Raw genomic sequence first — 17564 nt, forward strand, 5'->3', positions numbered from 1 at the left:
AGATATATGAATCTGAAAGCTTATATCCTGATGCCATCGTATTGGGGAGCATTGGCCGGAATGGAACATGATATCCAAAATAGACAGGCTGACGTACCTGCCCGGACGTCGACGGTTTTGAGGCATTCGTTGATAATCCCTTCGTCGAGTGTTGTGTTCCCAAGCGACCGTATCCGAAAAAAGCTGCAACAAATAGTGCGATTCCAGCCGCGCTCGTGAAAACCATTCCGGATACCCGCTTCAAGGAAGGTCTGGTCCATTCTGTGGACCCCATGGCTTGCTCCGCGCGAATCAATTCCGTCAGCATCTTGCTTTTGGACTCGGGGTTCATCGGAAAATCGGGCAGTCGTTTTAAGTGTTGAGCCAATTCGTTGTCACGTGTTTGCCAACTCATGCTGCAACACACCTCCCATTTGAGTGCTTAGCAATTTGCGAATCAGTTTTAAAGCACGGTGGTACGTCACATTCACCCGAACAGCAGTCCAGCCCAAGGCATCGGCTGTATCTTTCACCGACATATCCATAAGCGCTCGGAAAACGATGACTTCTCGATAGCTCTGCTTCATGTGCCTGCTGGTTAATAGATAAAGCAACTGCTCGTAAAACTCGTTCAATTCCACTGCCTCTTGAAGTGACAACTGCGAATCGGGTATGCGTGCCCAAAAGGAGTGGTCGACGGATTGTTCACGACGGGTCTTTCGCTGATGGTCAATTGCGACGGATCGGGCGATGGAAATCAGCCACGTTTTCGGATTCGCGTCACCTCCTCACTCCTCCATGATTGTTTACTCCGAGCGTTGTGCAGAGCGATAAAGCCTTGTGGGGCCATGGGCTGAAGGTATCAAAGGCTTCACCCGCCCGTAGAGGGGTGAGATCGCGCGCGTTTGGGAGCAAGGCTTCAGTAGATTTGCTTGCTCTAGGTGATGTTCCTCTTTCAACTCTCCCAAACGGGTCATCTGCAAAATGCTCACTCTATTAGACGAGTGAAGCCGCGATTAGCTTACAACGCACCATCAGAAGGAACATGATGACTCGTGAAAAGGGAGCCTGTTATCTCTGGAGCGTCTTTGTTACCGGAATGGAATCCGACTAGTCTTCGGGATTGATGATGGCGAAATGCAAATGGTCTTCCCACTGTCCGTTGATGAACACATTTTTCTTGGATAGGCCTTCTTTTTCGAATCCGCATTTTTCGAGGACACGGAGGGAAGCCAGATTGTGCGGCATGACGCCTGCCTCAATACGATGCAACTTGAGAATGTGGAACGCGTAATCAATGACAAGCTGAACCGCTTCTGTCGCGTATCCGCGTCCATTGTGATGCTGGTCCAAGGAGTATCCGAGCCAGCACGATTGCAGGGGACCTCGTACGACTTCCGTCAATGAAACGATTCCAATCAGTTCATCCGATTCGCTCAGAAATACGCCAAAAAAATAGCCCTCGTCTCTTTCTTTGCTGGCGAGGCCAGACCGAATCGACTGGAGTTGATAATCCATGGTGTAAAAGTCTGCGGTACGCGTTGTCAAATACGATTCAAAGAAAGAGCGGTTTCTCAAGTTTAGGTCCAATTTTGCGGCAGCATCTCGTTCTTCTAAAAATCGTAGGTAAATTCGGTTTCCCATCAATTTCATTTCGCGGCCTCCATTCGATCATCCGTTTGACGGTTCGCGATGGATCCGTCTGGCGCCTTAGACCCAATCCATTCGCAAACCGTCGAGGAGGAGCGGCCCGGTGAAGGCGCCAGGGCTCGTGTGATGCTTACCCGATATCTGTGACGCCGCTTCGATCGCGACGGAGAACCTCACCACGTTCCGATTCGGTGTGGTGAAAATAACAATCGAGAAATCGTGCCGGCCATGAACCAACGTGATCGGTAGCTGTGTGAAGGGCAACCAGTTGCAGTCCTTGGGTTGCCGGAACGGCGCCGCTTGCTCGAAGGGCGAGGAGACGGGTTTGATCGTCATCGGCCCACTCAATGACGAACGGCAACATCGCTTGCCCGTGCGTCAGTTCGTGACCGTCGAGATCGCCACCCGGCACAGTGTGGATTCCAAGCTCGCGTTCGAATCGGAGCCTCGTTTCCTGGGGATTGTCGACCACGCGCACGACGTGATCGAGCGCGAAACCGTCCAGTGCTGCGACGAAACCCATGTCGTCAACCTCCGAAACTGCATGTTCATCCCTGTGCGTAGGTCGATCACTGCGTCGAGATCGAACTCATCCATGCGAATACGAGTTGCGAAGTGCGTGCTGCCGCTCCGCTGCGAACTTTCTGCGCACGGAGAAGAAGAAGATGGCCATCCAGAGTTGAATCAACACGAGCATCAAATCGATGGTGATGCCTTCGTCGAACGGGTCGCTCGGGTTGAGGAACAATGAACCGCCCTGCCACAGAAAGAAATTGAGCGCCATGAACGCGGAAATGATGCTTGTCCAGATGCCGACCAGGGCGAGGACTGAGTTCATTCGATCGCGAATGAGCGCAACGGCCAGCGCCACGAAGCCGATGCCTGTACAGATCTCGCCGATCTCCACCAACACGGCAAACAGGTGTGCCTGCGGAACGACGACGGATTTCAAGAAGTGATCGTAAAAATGATACTGCAACCCAGATAAGGACGATACCAGTTGATTTCGCAACTGTTGAACGAATATACCGCTGAATACTTTGTCGAATCCCGAAATCAGCCACTCATACGCCAAAAGCAGTAGAATGCCAGGCGTCAAAACGCGTTTGTACAACGTGGTCTCATTCAACGCGACCCACCTCCGAATCCTACTCTACAGGGTTTCTTCATACGAAGCTGTAACAAAATGAAGAAGCTTTTGTCACAGTTTTGTGAATGGCGCGATTCGATTGTGCACATATGGATAGCGATCGAGTGAATGGGTGGCAAGGGGGCCGTGTGGGCGTGTGGGCGTGTGGGCGTGTGGGCGTGTGGGCGCGGCAAATAAGCGTCCGTGGGACGCTTATTTGTGTCGGTTCGTGTGATTTCAGCGGAATAGGCGGCCATGTGCCGTTTATTCGGGCGTGATTGGGCCAGATCCGACTGATTCCCGGCAAATAAGCGGCTGTGGGCCGTCTATTTGAGTCGGTTCGTGTGATTTCAGTGGAATAAGCGGCCGTGGGCTGCTTATTCTGCCGATCTCGCTCGATCTCGGCTTCGATTCCGCTTATTCTGCCGATCTCGCTCATGCTCTGCCTCAATCCGGCTCACTCGGTCGCGATCGGCTTCCATCCGAGTTAGCTGCGGTGAAAAAGCGATTGCGGGCCGCAGGTTCAGGCGTGCCCGGGCGAGATTCCGACTGATTCGCGGCAAATAAGCGTCCGTGGGACGCTTATTTGTGTCGGTTCGTGTGATTTCAGCGGAATAAGCGGCCATGGGCCGTTTATTCGGGCGTGATTGGGCCAGATCCGACTGATTCCCGGCAAATAAGCGGCTGTGGGCCGTCTATTTGAGTCGGTTCGTGTGATTTCAGTGGAATAAGCGGCTCTGGGCTGCTTATTCTGCCGATCTCGCCCGATCTCGCTCGATCTCGCTCGACCTCGGCTTCGATTCCGCTTATTCTGCCGATCTCGGCCATGCTGATCCGATGCGCAACTGTGAAACTTGCGTTATGTATCTCCGAACACTCCCGCGGTCACTAGCCATTCTAGGAGTGTTCGGAATGAGTAAGCGTTAGCGGCTGAATGTGATTTGTTCTTTCGTCTCGTACGATATCACGATGGACGGAGCAAGTCGCTAGTAAATGACTGGATGAATCGCCAAGTTTGCCGGAAGTTTGCCGGGCTTGTCAGAACGATTACAATGGAGACGATATGATTGCTCTGAGAGAAGCTTCCAGTCCGGGATCGTCCGGGAGTGTAAGGTCGGGAGCTGGGCGTGCAGAAGGGACGATTGTATGACGTACGGGCGCCGAAGGTTTGAATCGCGCAAATCCGCTTTCCGGCGATCGCGGCAGAGACATCGGCAAAGACATATGGTACGCCCCTGGCAAGCGGCGCTGGCCTTCTTGATCTTCGTGCTCACCTCGTTGCTGAGTGGGGTTACCGGGATCGCGACAGTTCAAGCGGCGACCAAGCCGATCATCTGGATGGGCGCGACAGTGGGGTATGGCGGTTATTACAAATCAGAGGACTGGGTGCCTGTAACCCTGTTGATACATCACGTTGGGAACGATACGTCTGGGAATCTGGTCGTCGAAGTGAATCAGCGCTTCGCCAATGGCCGGCGCGCCAATGGCAAACTGGAGTGGTCGGTGACGCTGCCGAAGAACGGCTGGACGACTCGTCAAATTTCGCTGCCGGGGAGCGTCTTGAACCAAGGCGCGTCGGTGGTGTTGACGGCCGGAGGCAAGACGATTGATACGGTTTCCCTGGAGGGCAATGCGGTGTCGCGGGTTTCCTTGGTTGCCGTGATCACGTCGAGTCCGCAGGACACGCAGTTTTTGGCGGGATCGAGCAACAACGCGACGCCGGTCTTGCCTGTCGCCGTCACGCCGTCGTCGATTCCGGATTCGGTGGATCTCTTGTCCGGACTGTCGGCCGTCGTCGCTTCCGTTCCTACGCTGGATTCCCTGACTGTCGCGCAGCAAAAGGCTTTGCACACATGGGTGGAACTCGGCGGCCTGCTTGTCGTTGCGGGAACGGGCGAGCAACTGGCAGGATGGCCGACGCTGCCCCTGTCGGAAGGCGCTGAACGTTGGGTCAGCGCCCAACCTCTGGCGGATTTCGCGCAAGAGTCGTCGGCTGCGGGGCAAATCGCGGCTAGCGTCGGCGGGATTTCGGCCAACGCGACGCTGTGGGCGGGATCGAACGCGACACCTCTGCTGGCGAGTGACACGATTGGCCGCGGACAATTGTGGCAGACCGCGTTCTCGCCGATGGATCCGTCGCTGCTTGGCTGGAACGGCGACGCGCAAATGTGGACAACCATCTTCAAGCACGGCGACAGCAGCGGCAATTCGGGCATTCCAGAGATGTTTACGACAGTCGGGGCATTGTCCCTGACTTCGGTGGGGGACGCATTGGCGCCGTTGCGCGTGCCGTCCTTGTCTCTCTTTGGTATCGTGTTTGCAGCGTACATCTTGATTGCCGGTCCCGTCGTGTTCCTTGTTTTGCGACGGTGGCGAAAGCAAACCTGGGCATGGGCCTTGTTGCCGTTGTTGAGCGGCGTGACGAGCGTGGGTATATACCTGTTTGGCGGTTCGGAACGTCCCAACGGTTTGTTGGTCAATGGTGTGGGCGTGATGGATTTGACGGGAAACGGCAGCGCGGTGTCGTATGCGGCGGAGGCAGTGATGTCGCCTGCGAGCGGAGAGCTTCGCTTTGAGCTCCCGGCGAACAATCTGGTGATGCCGATGTCGGTGGATGATCAACCGTTGACCGACACCATCGTTCACGTTGGCAGTCTCGTGACGACGACCTTCAAGAATATCCCGCGCTGGCATGCGCGATACCTGTTTACCATCGGAGAGGAAAACGATGTCGGAGCGCTGCACGCGAATTTGTCGGAAGCGTACGGAGTGCTGTTTGGCACGGTCGTCAACCAGACGAAGTACACCCTCGACGACGCGGCGGTCATATGGAATGGACGTATCGTACATCTCGGCACGTTGAAGCCGGGACAGCGGAAGTCGATTGTACCGACCGCGGAAACGCAAACGTCCGCCTGGATTTCCGACTATGGCACATATAACCGCGCGTTGACGCACGGTATCGGGAGATCGCTCGGGGCCTACCTTTCGCTGCTTCCGACGAGCGTGGGAGGGAACGGGCAAGAGGCGCCGCAGGCGATGCTGATTGCGACGACGGAAAAGCACACGCCTCAGCTTCCCGTTCCGGAGGGCAGGCAGCCTCTCGCCTCGGACAAGACACTTGTGCTCGTTCGGCAATTGTTCGATGTCACGACCTTGGCAGGCGGTGATTGAGATGATTCTGACGCAGAATCTCTGCAAGAAGTACGGCAGAATGGTCGCCATCAACGAGATGAACCTGTCGATTTCAACCGGGACGGTGTTTGGGCTTGTCGGCGAGAATGGCGCGGGCAAGACGACCGCGCTGTCCATGCTGTCGACCTTGTCCATGCCCACCTCCGGGTATGCCTATATCAACGGCTATGAAGTGAGCCGCGATCCGAGATCGGTCCGCCAATCCATCGGTTACATGCCTGATTCCTTCGGTGTGTATGACGAACTGACGGTGATGGAGTACTTGCGGTTCTTCGCGGACTGCTATCGCGTCGACAGGCGCATCGTGAAGCGGCGTGCGGAAGAGTTGCTCGAGCGGGTCAACCTGACCGAGAAGCGGCATACGTACGTCAACGCCTTGTCGCGGGGCATGCAGCAGCGTCTGGAAATCGCAAGGTGCCTCATGCACGATCCCGCTGTTCTGATTCTCGATGAGCCTGCGTCCGGCCTGGATCCGAAAAGCCGCCTCGAGATGCGCGGCGTGCTGCAGAATTTGCGGGACATGGGCAAGACCATTCTCATCAGTTCGCACATCCTCAACGAGTTGGCTGAGGTTGCGGATGAGGTCGGGATCTTGCGAAAGGGATCGCTCGTCGTGATCGCTGCCATTCAGGTCATGTTGCAGCACTCGAGCGCGTACCGGACCATCTGGATTCAGGGCTTCGCTCCGCACGGCGTGATGAAGAGGCTGCTCAGCCAGGATCAACACGTGCTGGAAGTTTGCGAGCAGCCGGACGGCTGGGAAGTGCTGTACGCAGGCACGCTCGCGCAACAGGCGGAACTGCTCCAGCGGCTCGTCCAGGGGGGCGTGGTCGTGTCTCAATTTCGCGAACAGCCGACGGATATCGAGCAGCTCTTTCTCCGGCTGTCAGCCGTCCAGGAGGGAACATGGTGATGCGGATCAACCCACTGTTGGCCAAGGAATTTCATCAAAGAATGCGCACGGCTCGGGCCCCCATCGTGATCACGGTCTATCTGCTCGGCATGGTCGTCCTGACGTTCTTCATGTTGTATGAAAACGTGCAAGGTCAGCTCTATCTGGTGCAACCGTCGAAGAGCCAGCAGGTCTTCGTGCTGTTGAGCCTGCTGCAGATGACGGTCGTCGCGTTTCTGACGCCGGCGTTTTCCGCTGGCAGCGTCAGCGGAGAACGGGAGCGAAGGACTTTGACGGTTCTGTTGACCACGCCATTGTCCCCGTTTGGCGTGTTGCTCGGCAAAGTGTTGTCGTCGAGCGCCCTGCTAGTCCTGTTGGTCGTCGTCACACTGCCGGTGTACAGTCTCGTCTTCCTGTTCGGCGGCGCCGTGCCGCAGGAGGTCCTGGCGGTCCTTGGATTTCAACTGCTCACCATCGTCGTGATCGCGACGATTTGTGTCTTGTTTTCCACCATTGCGCTTCGATCCACCTGGAGCACCGTGTTTTCCTACGGCACGGTCGGCATGATGATGGTGGTATTCGGCGCCTTGGGCTACGGCCTCAAGACGCTGTATCAGCAAAATCCGATCGAATTGTTCACGTTGCATTGGTCGCAGTTCTTTTATGCCCTCAATCCATTGTATGTCGAGGCGGCCCTGCAAGGCGCCGTATCCGCCAAACCTGCCATTTGGCTCACCTTCACCGAGTTTTACGCTGTGGTGATTCTGATCCTGCTCATTCCCAGCCTGTGGAGGCTACGGCCGCAGTGGTTCGCGCGGCTGTCGGTTCGTCCGTCGGGATCGGAAAAACAGTATCAGTGATTGCATAATCCTCGGACGAGACACGTACACGTGTATGGACGTGCCTTGTTTGGGGGTGAGCGCAATTCTTGTCGTCCAGATCCTATTTTCACTGGCGATGGTCTTGTTTGGAGCGGAGTTGTTCACGAACGCCGTCGAATGGCTCGGAAACAAGTTCGGCCTTGGCCAAGGCGCCGTCGGCAGCGTGCTTGCAGCGATTGGAACGGCCCTGCCAGAGACGGCAGTACCTGTGACCGCCATCTTGGTTGGCGGCGGCAACGAAGCGCAACAGGTCGGCATTGGCGGGATCCTTGGAGCGCCCTTTTTGCTCGCCACGTTGGGCGCGTTCGTGATTGCTGTCGCGACGCTCACGTTTCGCTGGGGGCACTCGCTGTACCAGTTGCACATCCCAAGGCGCGCGTATAACCGCGACACCATCTTCTTCCTGATTGCCTACACCCTCTCGATGGTTCCCGCCTTTTTTCATTCGCAAACGATTCACCACACGGTTGCGGTTGGCCTTGTCCTCCTGTACGTCGTGTTTGTCGTTCTCACGCTTCGCGACAAGTCGGATCTGAGCAACGACGGCAGCCTGAAGCCGCTCTATATTCAGCCGTCTTCGAACGAGCCCACGTTGACGCTGGTGATGATCCAATTGTCGATCTCGCTTGCGCTGATCGTTGGCGGCGCTCATTTCCTGACAAGCGGTGTCGAGAGTATCGCCCGTCACGTGGGATTGCCGACATTTGTCCTGTCCGCGCTCATCATCCCGCTTGCGACGGAACTTCCCGAGACGCTCAATTCGGTGGTTTGGATCCGGCAGGGCAAAGACAGCTTGGCGATTGGCAATGTCACAGGGGCCATGGTTTTTCAGAGCACGCTCGTCCCTGCGCTGGGCATCTGGATGACGCCTTGGAACCTGACTGGCGTCGCGCTGTTTACAGCAGGACTCACGCTCGCGGCGGCGCTTTTCACCTTTGTCGTGTACCGTATTCGCCGCATTCTCGAACCGTGGGCATTGTTCATCGCCTCCACGCTGTACTTCGTACTGCCTATGCAGACACTCGCCGCACGCTATCATCAGCCGCAAGTCTACTGGATTTTCGGCTCTGTCATTGGCTTGATCCTCCTGCTGGCGGCTTTCACGATTCGACGTACCCGCGCGACTCGTCTTCGCTGATTCATGTCGCCATGGCAGATGTGGTATAATACGGTCGACATGACGTACAAGAGGAGTGTATGCCCGTGGCAACACATAAGGTAACAGACAGCGACTTTCAGTCGTTTATCCAATCCGATAAACCCGTACTCGTCGACTTCTGGGCCACATGGTGCGGTCCTTGCAAAATGATGGCGCCTGTGCTGGAAGAGGTATCGGAAGAGTTTGCGGACAAACTGGTGGTCGGCAAAATCGATGTGGACGAAAACCCGCAGATTGCAGGTCAGTTCGGTATCATGAGTATTCCCACGCTGCTCGTGTTCAAGAACGGCGAGGTCGTCAACCAATTGATTGGCTACAAGCCGAAAGACGATTTGGTTGCGCAGTTGAGCGACGTCCTCAGCTAACGGACGTTCGGAAGAAGGCAACGAAGTTTTCATCGACAAGGGGCTACTCCTGTCATCCGCGGATGACAGGAGTAGCCCCTTGTGGTTGTTTGCGGGGGAAGGCGGCGTCAGCGGCCGATCCGTTCGAAGACGCGTTGCACCGCGGCGATGGTTTGATCGATATCCTCGTCGGTATGTACGGCGGAGACGAACCACGCTTCGTACTTCGATGGCGCAATCAGAATGCCTTCGTCGGCGAGGGCGTGGAAGAAGCGTCCGAACATCTCGCTGTCTGTCGCCATCGCGTCGTCGTAATTGCGGACGATCACGTCGCCAAAGTAGACCGTGAACGCGCCGCCGACGCGATTGATGGTGATGGCGACGCCGTGTTGTTTCGCGGCTTCGTCGATAGCTGCGGCCAAGCGCGTCGCTCTGCGCTCCATGTCGCTGTACACAGCCGGATCGCGCAGCACGTCGAGGCATGCCATGCCGGTGTGCATCGACAGCGGATTGCCCGCCATCGTGCCGGCTTGGTACGCAGGGCCAAGCGGCGCAACCTGTTCCATGATGTCCCGTCTGCCGCCGTAGGCTCCAATCGGCAGACCGCCGCCGATGATCTTGCCGAGGGCGTACAGGTCGGGATGGACGTCGTACAGTTGTGCGGCGCTGCCATAGTGGAAACGAAACGCGGTAATGACTTCGTCGAAAATGCAGAGCGCCCCGCTTTGGTGGGCGAGATCGATCACGCGGGACAAATAGTCGTCCGTTTCCGGCGCGACAATGCCGAAATTGCCGACGATCGGCTCGACCAGCACGGCCGCGACATCGTCTTTGTGTAGGTCCAAAGCGATCTTGAGCGCGTCGAGATCGTTGAATGGAACGGTCACGATCTCGCTCGCCACAGCGCGCGTGACACCTGCGCTGTCAGGGACGCCGATGGACGACGGCCCAGAGCCTGCGGCGACCAGCATGGCGTCCGAGTGACCGTGGTAACAGCCGGCGAACTTGACGATTTTCGATCTTCCTGTGTAAGCGCGCGCGACGCGAATGGTCGTCATCACCGCCTCTGTGCCGGAATTGACGAACCGGACGCGTTCGAGATCAGGAATGGCAATTCGCAGTTTTTCCGCGAACTCGACTTCGGAAGGGGTGGGTGTACCGTACAGGACGCCGCGCGCCGCCGCTTTCTCGATGGCCTGGGTGATGGCCGGATGGGCATGGCCAAGGATGGACGGGCCATAGGCAGCCAGGTAATCGATGTACTCATTGCCGTCAACGTCGACCATCTTCGATCCTCGGCCATACGCCATGACAATCGGCGTGCCGCCGCCGACGGATTTGTACGATCTCGACGGGCTGTTCACACCGCCGAGGATCACTTCCTGAGCCCGCGCGAACCATTGTTCGGACTGCGCTCGGTTGGTTGCCATAACGTGAGCATCTCCTTCTTTTCACAATGACCTTCACTATTCTTCCACCTTGCCTGCCCCGGGTCAACAGGTCCGATCTCGGCGCATGTCGCCGACGTGTCCCGGCAAGAATACAGTGGAAGCAGGAAGGGAGCTCGGCCTGATGCGAGTAACACAGAACAGCATTCAGCGGTCGCAGGGGTTTCTCGCATGTCCTTTCGGGGACAGCAGGCGGGAAGGCGCACTGCACGGAGAACAGACGATGTGCGAATGGCAAAACGTCCGGGGCACGCCTCGCGTCCCTGCCGCGTCGTTGCACGTTGACATTCATGTCCGCCGTTCCGTATAATTTTCCCCAAATACAAACGCATATCGTCAAGATTTGTGATGAAGCAGAGTACATGCGGTTCGGGTTGTTCCAGAGAGATTGCGCCGTGGCTGCAAGCGCGTCCAACCTTCGTGTGGAAAGACGGCTTCGGAAATCGGCAGCTGTTCGACGTTTGGGCGGTTGCTGCGTGGGTGCGCGTTACGCCAAGAGTGGAACATGATTGTTCAATGCAGGGTGGCACCGCGGAAGCGCTCTTTCGTCCCTGTCGGTAGATGAACCGACATCGACGAAAGGGCGTTTTTTCATCCGTCGCAAGGCTGCTGCCCCGTTTGACCAGTTGTGCCTGCGGGATGAACGTGCCAGGTGTGATCCCGCACCCGTTCGCGACGATATCTAAGGAGGGACTGCCATGGAAATGCAACGGCCGCGCGGTACAGCAGATTTGCTTCCCGGTCAGGTGGAGGATTGGCAACGACTTGAAGCGATTGTGACGAAGATCCTGAGCGCAGCCAACTATCAGGAAATTCGGACGCCGATTTTCGAGCACACCGAGTTGTTTGAACGAGGTGTGGGCGACACGACCGATATCGTGTCCAAGGAGATGTACACGTTTGAAGACCGCGGCCAGCGCAGCGTGACGCTGCGGCCGGAAGGAACGGCTGGCGTCGTTCGCGCGTATGTCGAAAACAAATTATATGGGACAGGGACCGTCTCCAAGTTGTTCTACTACGGTCCCATGTTCCGCTACGAAAAGCCTCAGAAAGGGCGGTTCCGGCAGTTCCACCAGTACGGTGCCGAAGTCCTTGGTTCAGAAAAGCCGGCCATCGACGCGGAGGTCATTTCCTTGAGCCTGCGCATTCTGGTCGGGATTGGTTTAAAGAATCTGACGGTCGAGTTGAATTCGGTCGGCTGCTCCGTTTGCAGGCCGGTGCACCGCGCTTTGATGGTCGAACGCCTGACGCCGCACAAAGATGAGCTGTGCCAGGACTGTCAGAATCGGCTGGAGAAAAATCCGCTGCGGTTGTTCGACTGCAAGAACGACCGCTGTCAAGCGATTCTTCGCGATGCGGACGTACCCTATATCGTCGATGTCCTCTGCGACGACTGCCGAACCCACTTCGACGCGGTGCAGCGCTATCTGAAAGTGATGGACGTGCCGTTTCGTCTCGAAAAAGGGCTCGTGCGCGGGCTCGACTATTACACCCGAACCGCCTGGGAAATCACTTCGCCAGGGTTCACGACCATCGCTGCCGGCGGCCGCTACAACGGGCTCGTCGAGGAAATTGGCGGACCGCCGACGCCGGGCATCGGTTTCGCCGGCGGGATCGAGCGGGCGCTGTGGGTGCTCGGTGAGCAAGGCGGAACGCTGCGCAGCAGCGAACGCCTCGACGCGTTTGTCGCAGTGGCGGACGAGGGCGGCGAAGGCACCGCGATGGTGGTGCTGGAGACGCTCAGGGGGCGCGGCATCCGGGCGGATCGGGATTATCAGGGCAGATCGCTCAAGTCGCAGTTTAAGTTGGCGGATCGACTGCAAGCGCGCTACGTCGTCGTGATTGGGGAATCTGAACTCCAGTCCGGCAAAGCGACTGTGAAGAATTTGGACGACGGCGAGCAGCGTGAAATTCCGTTCCCGCAATTGGCCGATGAAATCGAGCAGGGGATTCGGTAGGTAATACCTAGGAGGAGCGATAACGTGATATCGGAGGAGAAATTGCCCAAAAAACTGATGCGATCCCATCGCGTCAAAGACACCCTGCAAGTGGAGATGGGTGAGCAGGTCGTTCTGTCGGGGTGGGTGCATCGTCGGCGCGACTTCGGCAGTGTCGTGTTTGTGGATCTGCGGGATCGGTCCGGCTTCGTCCAGCTCGTGTTCGATCCGAGCCGCGGCACGTCCGAGGCGGCGATGGAAGCGGCGGACAAGCTGCGCAGCGAGTACGTCATTGTCGCGCGGGGGCGCGTTGAAGCGCGCGATGCCGACACCATCAATCCGAAAATTGAGACGGGCGAGATCGAAGTCGTCGTGGACGAAGTCGTGATCGAGAACACGGCGAAAAACCCGCCGTTTTACATCCAGGACGGGGTTGAGGTCGACGAGACCGTGCGTCTGAAATATCGCTATCTGGATCTGCGCCGGCCCGAGATGCAGAAGATGCTGATGATGCGCCATCAGATCATTCGCGCGTTCCGATCGTATCTGGACGATCACGATTTCATCGAGATGGAAACACCCATCCTGACGAAGAGCACGCCGGAAGGCGCGCGCGACTATCTGGTGCCAAGCCGCCTGCAGCCGGGCGAGTTTTACGCCTTGCCGCAGTCGCCGCAGATCTTCAAGCAACTTCTGATGGTGTCGGGGATGGAGCGGTACTATCAGATTGCCCGCTGTTTCCGCGACGAGGATTTGCGTGCGGACAGGCAGCCCGAGTTCACGCAGCTCGACATCGAGACCTCGTTCCTGTCGCAGGAAGCCTTGCAGGAGATGATGGAGGAGATGGTCGCCAAGGTGCTTCGCGACGTCGTCGGCGTTGAGATTCCGCGGCCGTTTCAGCGCGTGCCGTACCACGAGGCCATGGACAAGTACGGATCTGATAAGCCGGATTTGCGTTTCGACATGGCCTTCGTCGATCTCGCCCCTGTCCTCGAAGGCACCGATTTTCGCGTCTTCGCCGACGTCCTTGCGTCCGGCGGCGTGATTAAGGCCTTGGTCGTGCCGGGCTGCGCCCACTTCAGTCGCAAGCAGACGGACGATCTCGTCGCGTTTGTCAAAACCTACGGCCTCGGCGGCCTGGCGTATTTCGCGCTGACGGACGACGGCATCAAATCGTCCATCAGCAAGTTCTTCTCCGAAGAACAGTTCCAAGCGATGGCCCATCACGCTGGCGCAAAGAAGGGCGATCTCGTGCTGATCGGCGCGGGGGATCGAAAAAAGGTTCTGCCGGCCCTTGGGGCGCTGCGGACCAAATTCGGATCCGAGCTGGGTCTTGCCGATCCCAACGCGTACAAGTTCCTTTGGGTGACAGACTTCCCGCTGCTCTCCTACGACGAGGAGGAAAAGCGGTTCGTCGCGGAACACCATCCTTTTACGATGCCGCGCGAGGACGATCTCCCGTACCTCGCCACGGACCCGGGACGCGTTCGGGCGCAGGCCTACGACATGGTGATGAACGGCTATGAAATCGGCGGCGGTTCGATGCGAATCTATCGCCGCGACGTGCAGGAGATGATGTTTGCGGCGCTTGGATTTACGCCGGAAGAGGCGTATGACAAGTTTGGCTTTTTGCTCGATGCGTTCGAATACGGTACGCCGCCGCACGGTGGCATCGCGTTTGGGCTGGATCGAATCATCATGCTGCTCGCAGGCGGGAAGTCGCTGCGCGACGTGATCGCGTTCCCGAAAACGGCCAGCGGCACGGACTTGATGATGGACGCACCGAGTGAAGTGGCGGAAGCGCAACTGAAGACGCTGCACCTGAGCGTTCGCCGCAAGAGCTGATGGACCAACGTCTCTAAGCGGCCGTCGTTGGATACACCGATACAAGGAAAGGGCGACAAGCCTCGTGTGCAGTTCTCTGGCATGGGCTGTTGTCCTTTCTTTTTTGGGCGATATTTTGCACATTGGTGTATAATGGGGGAAAGTCGAGTGAAGGACTAGGAATTCTCTGTTTTTCCCAAGAGGGGCGTTTTCGATGGACTTGTTTTCGATGGCTTCTCAACACGAACGTTTGGACGCTGCGCCGCTTGCCTATCGGATGCGTCCGAAGACGTTGGACGAGGTCGTCGGGCAATCGAAGATTGTCGGACCTAACGGGCTGTTGCGGAAGATGATTGAAAAGGATAGGCTGCAATCGATCATTTTGTACGGGCCGCCAGGAACGGGCAAGACGACGTTGGCGGAAGTGATTGCCAACCAGACGAAAGCCCGCTTCGAGAAATTGAACGCGGTCACAGCCGGTGTCGCGGATATTCGCCGGACGGTGGAACAAGCGACGGAAGAGCGAAACATGTACGGCCGAAGGACGGTGCTGTTTCTCGATGAGATTCACCGCTTCAACAAGAGCCAGCAGGACGCCTTGCTGCCTCATGTCGAGGCCGGGCTGTTCGTCTTGATTGGGGCGACGACCGAAAATCCGTATTTTGAAGTCAATTCGGCGTTGGTGTCGAGATCGCACATCTTTCGCCTAGAACCGCTTTCCGTGGACGACATCAGGCTACTGTTGCAACGGACCATCCACGATGAGGAAAACGGGCTTGGGCGAATGCACCTGCAGTTGCATTCGGACGCGGAAGAGCTCATCTGCCGCCAGAGCGGCGGCGACGCCCGCAGAGCCCTAAACGTTCTCGAACTCGCGGCGCTGCAAGCTCCGCTCGATGCGAACGGTCAGAGCGTGATTGGCCTCGCGGAAGTGGAAGAGGCGTTGCAGTCGACTGGTGGCGTTCGCTACGACAAGTCGGGCGACGAACACTATGACACGATTTCGGCGTTCATCAAATCGATTCGCGGTTCCGATCCCGACGCGGCCGTGTTGTGGTTGGCCAAAATGCTCGCGGGCGGCGAGGACCCTGCCTTTATCGCGCGCAGACTGATGATTTCTGCCGCGGAGGATATCGGCAACGCGGATCCGCACGCCTTGCCGCTGGCCGTGGCAGGTTGGCAGGCAACGATGGCAATTGGCATGCCAGAGGCGCGTATCCTGCTGGGCCAAGTGACAACCTACCTCGCAACGGCCCCGAAATCGAACGCGGCCTACAAGGCTGTCAACGAGGCGATGGACGACATCAAGTCCGGCGTTTCGGTGATTGTCCCGCCGCACTTGCGAGGAACCGGTTATCGCGGCGCGGAGAAGTTGGGGCACGGCATCGGCTACAAATACCCACATGATTATCCTGGCCATTACGTGGAGCAAAACTATTGGCCTGTTGGCATGGAACCGAAGAAGTATTATCGCGAAGGAGATGGGGAGCGGTGAAGATATCGACAAAGGGGCGTTACGGACTCATGCTGTTGGTCGACTTGGCGCAGCAAGGCACCGAAACGCCGATTTCACTCAAATCTGTGGCGGAGCGCCAGAATTTGTCGGAGCACTATCTGGAGCAACTCATCGCTCCGCTTCGCAATGGTGGATTCGTCCGTTCCATCCGCGGCGCTTATGGCGGGTATGTGCTCGCGCGCAGTGCACAGGACATCGTGATCAAAGACGTCATCTTTACGCTGGAGGGCCCTATCACAATCGTCGACGACGATCTCGACGACGGGCTGGATTTTCTGTGGACCCGGCTGCGCGACGCCATCACCGACGTGCTCTCGGCGATCACGCTGCAAGATTTGGTCGATCTTCGCGGCAAGCAAGACAACGGGTACATGTTCTATATCTGATTGGACGGAGGGAATGGGACGCATGGGCGTGGTGTACTTAGACAATGCCGCAACGACGCCGCTGTCTGAGACGGTGCGGACTGCGATGCGCCCGTTTTTCGAAGACCAGTTTGGCAATCCGTCGAGCACGCATGAGGTCGGGAGAAAGGCCAGGCAAGCCGTGGAACGCGCCCGCAGAACCGTCGCGCAATGGCTGGAGGCGGATCCGCACGATCTCGTCTGGACGAGCGGGGGCACGGAGGCGGATGCCGCGGCGCTGACCGGCGCGTTTTTGGCTCGCCGCGCGACGCGCCCGCATATCGTCGCGAGTCCTGTCGAACATCACGCAGTCTTGCATACGCTGTCGTTTCTCCAATCGCTTGGGGCAGAGGTCACGTTTCTTCCCGTCGATTCGGACGGCAGGGTGCATGTGGAAGACGTCGTTGCGGCGATCCGGCCCACGACGTCCGTCGTGACCGTCATGGCTGTCAACAACGAACTGGGGACCGTACAGCCAGTCGACGCGATCGCGAAGGCTGTGAAAGAGGTTGATCCAGCCATCGTGGTGCACAGCGACATGGTGCAAGCATTGCCCACGCAACGTATCTCGCTGGACGGGAGCGAAATCGATCTGGCGTCCTTTTCAGCCCACAAGATCCATGGGCCCAAAGGGATTGGCGTGCTCTACATCCGGAAGCACACCCCGTGGGTGCCGTATCTCTACGGCGGCAATCAGGAGGCGAAGCGCCGCGGCGGAACGGAAAACGTCGCAGGCGCCATTGGATTTGCCGCGGCGGTCGAAGAATTGGGGAAAGCGTTCGATCGCGATGTCGAGCACATCCGGACACTCCGGGATCGACTCTGGGAAGGCCTGCGCGTTGTCCCAGGCTGTCATCGGCTGAGCCCAGACGACGCTGCGCCGACCATTCTCAACGTGGCGTTTACCGGTGTACGCAACGACATGCTGCTGATGCGTCTGGATTTGGCTGGCATCGAAGCTTCGGCCGGCTCCGCCTGCACGGCCGGGAGCCTGGAACCGAGCCACGTGATTCAAGCAGCCAAGGGCGACGCCTACATCCGCGAAGCCGTCCGCTTCAGCTTTGGCGTTCAGAACACGTTGGAAGAGATCGATCACGCCGCAGGCATCATTGAGACCCAAGTTCGCGAGATTCGCGAACGTTTCACAACTTCATGACATTTTGTAAGCCGCTTTTTATTGTATATCCAGTTTCTGCATTGCAAAAG

Annotated in this window: 15 protein-coding genes and 1 pseudogene; 10 read left to right on the forward strand and 6 right to left on the reverse strand. The window is 57.6% G+C overall.

What is annotated here, in order from left to right; translation table 11 throughout:
* The 5 genes and pseudogenes from AAC01S_RS19715 to AAC01S_RS09975 form a co-directional block, all read right to left on the reverse strand.
* Positions 1–394, reverse strand: a 394-nt coding sequence (locus tag AAC01S_RS19715; RefSeq protein WP_217997827.1) for a hypothetical protein, incomplete at its 3' end; no start/stop codon positions are given.
* Positions 375–746 (reverse strand): annotated as a pseudogene (locus tag AAC01S_RS09960) (RNA polymerase sigma factor); the annotation flags it as partial. The gene AAC01S_RS19715 and the pseudogene AAC01S_RS09960, both read right to left, overlap by 20 nt.
* Positions 747–1089: 343 nt before the next feature.
* The gene (locus tag AAC01S_RS09965) at positions 1090–1632 is read right to left on the reverse strand and encodes a GNAT family N-acetyltransferase (RefSeq protein ID WP_067621553.1); all 543 of its coding nucleotides are present in this window, start codon (positions 1630–1632) and stop codon (positions 1090–1092) included.
* Positions 1633–1759: 127 nt separating this feature from the next.
* Positions 1760–2152, reverse strand: coding sequence for a hypothetical protein (locus AAC01S_RS09970; RefSeq protein WP_067621554.1), 393 nt, complete (start codon positions 2150–2152; stop codon positions 1760–1762).
* Between the two features lie 66 nt (positions 2153–2218).
* Positions 2219–2758: a hypothetical protein gene (locus tag AAC01S_RS09975; protein WP_067621555.1), complete on the reverse strand. Its 540-nt coding sequence runs from the start codon at positions 2756–2758 to the stop codon at positions 2219–2221.
* A gap of 1146 nt (positions 2759–3904) precedes the next feature.
* On the opposite strand from AAC01S_RS09975, the gene AAC01S_RS09980 reads away from it, so the two are divergent.
* From AAC01S_RS09980 to trxA, 5 genes are all read left to right on the forward strand, one after another.
* Positions 3905–5932, forward strand: a complete 2028-nt coding sequence (locus AAC01S_RS09980; protein ID WP_067621556.1) for a DUF8725 domain-containing protein — start codon at positions 3905–3907, stop codon at positions 5930–5932.
* Position 5933: 1 nt separating this feature from the next.
* Complete coding sequence (locus AAC01S_RS09985; protein WP_067621557.1) at positions 5934–6866, forward strand: ABC transporter ATP-binding protein; 933 nt, start codon at positions 5934–5936, stop codon at positions 6864–6866.
* A complete protein-coding gene (locus tag AAC01S_RS09990; RefSeq protein WP_245630166.1) occupies positions 6866–7705 on the forward strand; it encodes an ABC transporter permease subunit in 840 nt (279 codons plus the stop codon). The genes AAC01S_RS09985 and AAC01S_RS09990 overlap by 1 nt, the downstream gene beginning before the upstream one ends.
* A 55-nt stretch (positions 7706–7760) precedes the next feature.
* Positions 7761–8864: a sodium:calcium antiporter gene (locus AAC01S_RS09995; protein WP_245630167.1), complete on the forward strand. Its 1104-nt coding sequence runs from the start codon at positions 7761–7763 to the stop codon at positions 8862–8864.
* Between the two features lie 65 nt (positions 8865–8929).
* Positions 8930–9250 carry a thioredoxin gene (gene trxA / locus AAC01S_RS10000; protein WP_083511674.1) on the forward strand — a complete coding sequence of 107 codons (321 nt, stop codon included), beginning with the start codon at positions 8930–8932 and terminating at the stop codon, positions 9248–9250.
* Positions 9251–9357: 107 nt separating this feature from the next.
* Here the strand turns inward: trxA and AAC01S_RS10005 are convergent, their stop codons facing one another.
* Positions 9358–10659, reverse strand: a complete 1302-nt coding sequence (locus tag AAC01S_RS10005; RefSeq protein WP_067621561.1) for a glutamate-1-semialdehyde 2,1-aminomutase — start codon at positions 10657–10659, stop codon at positions 9358–9360.
* Positions 10660–11375: 716 nt separating this feature from the next.
* On the opposite strand from AAC01S_RS10005, the gene hisS reads away from it, so the two are divergent.
* From hisS to AAC01S_RS10035, 5 genes are all read left to right on the forward strand, one after another.
* Complete coding sequence (gene hisS / locus AAC01S_RS10015; RefSeq protein ID WP_067621563.1) at positions 11376–12635, forward strand: histidine--tRNA ligase; 1260 nt, start codon at positions 11376–11378, stop codon at positions 12633–12635.
* A gap of 57 nt (positions 12636–12692) precedes the next feature.
* A complete protein-coding gene (gene aspS / locus AAC01S_RS10020) occupies positions 12693–14459 on the forward strand; it encodes an aspartate--tRNA ligase (protein WP_174520845.1) in 1767 nt (588 codons plus the stop codon).
* Positions 14460–14652: 193 nt separating this feature from the next.
* Positions 14653–15933, forward strand: coding sequence for a replication-associated recombination protein A (locus AAC01S_RS10025; RefSeq protein ID WP_067621565.1), 1281 nt, complete (start codon positions 14653–14655; stop codon positions 15931–15933).
* The gene (cymR, locus tag AAC01S_RS10030; protein ID WP_083511675.1) at positions 15930–16340 is read left to right on the forward strand and encodes a cysteine metabolism transcriptional regulator CymR; all 411 of its coding nucleotides are present in this window, start codon (positions 15930–15932) and stop codon (positions 16338–16340) included. The genes AAC01S_RS10025 and cymR overlap by 4 nt, the downstream gene beginning before the upstream one ends.
* Before the next feature lie 22 nt (positions 16341–16362).
* Positions 16363–17514 (forward strand): cysteine desulfurase family protein, encoded by a 1152-nt coding sequence (locus AAC01S_RS10035; protein WP_245630160.1) that lies wholly within the window; start codon positions 16363–16365, stop codon positions 17512–17514.
* Positions 17515–17564: the final 50 nt, after the last annotated feature.

It is taken from the genome of Alicyclobacillus acidiphilus NBRC 100859, from assembly GCF_001544355.1.
GTDB lineage: Bacteria > Bacillota > Bacilli > Alicyclobacillales > Alicyclobacillaceae > Alicyclobacillus > Alicyclobacillus acidiphilus.

Bases quoted from the DNA above. Each gene is read 5' to 3' on its own strand.
- AAC01S_RS09965 (WP_067621553.1), bottom strand. From the start codon at position 1,632: ATGAAATTGATGGGAAACCGAATTTACCTACGATTTTTAGAAGAACGA.
- AAC01S_RS09980 (WP_067621556.1), top strand. From the start codon at position 3,905: ATGACGTACGGGCGCCGAAGGTTTGAATCGCGCAAATCCGCTTTCCGG.
- AAC01S_RS10025 (WP_067621565.1), top strand. From the start codon at position 14,653: ATGGACTTGTTTTCGATGGCTTCTCAACACGAACGTTTGGACGCTGCG.
- hisS (WP_067621563.1), top strand. From the start codon at position 11,376: ATGGAAATGCAACGGCCGCGCGGTACAGCAGATTTGCTTCCCGGTCAG.
- AAC01S_RS09985 (WP_067621557.1), top strand. From the start codon at position 5,934: ATGATTCTGACGCAGAATCTCTGCAAGAAGTACGGCAGAATGGTCGCC.
- AAC01S_RS10035 (WP_245630160.1), top strand. From the start codon at position 16,363: ATGGGCGTGGTGTACTTAGACAATGCCGCAACGACGCCGCTGTCTGAG.
- AAC01S_RS09990 (WP_245630166.1), top strand. From the start codon at position 6,866: ATGCGGATCAACCCACTGTTGGCCAAGGAATTTCATCAAAGAATGCGC.
- AAC01S_RS09970 (WP_067621554.1), bottom strand. From the start codon at position 2,152: ATGGGTTTCGTCGCAGCACTGGACGGTTTCGCGCTCGATCACGTCGTG.
- AAC01S_RS10005 (WP_067621561.1), bottom strand. From the start codon at position 10,659: ATGGCAACCAACCGAGCGCAGTCCGAACAATGGTTCGCGCGGGCTCAG.
- aspS (WP_174520845.1), top strand. From the start codon at position 12,693: ATGCGATCCCATCGCGTCAAAGACACCCTGCAAGTGGAGATGGGTGAG.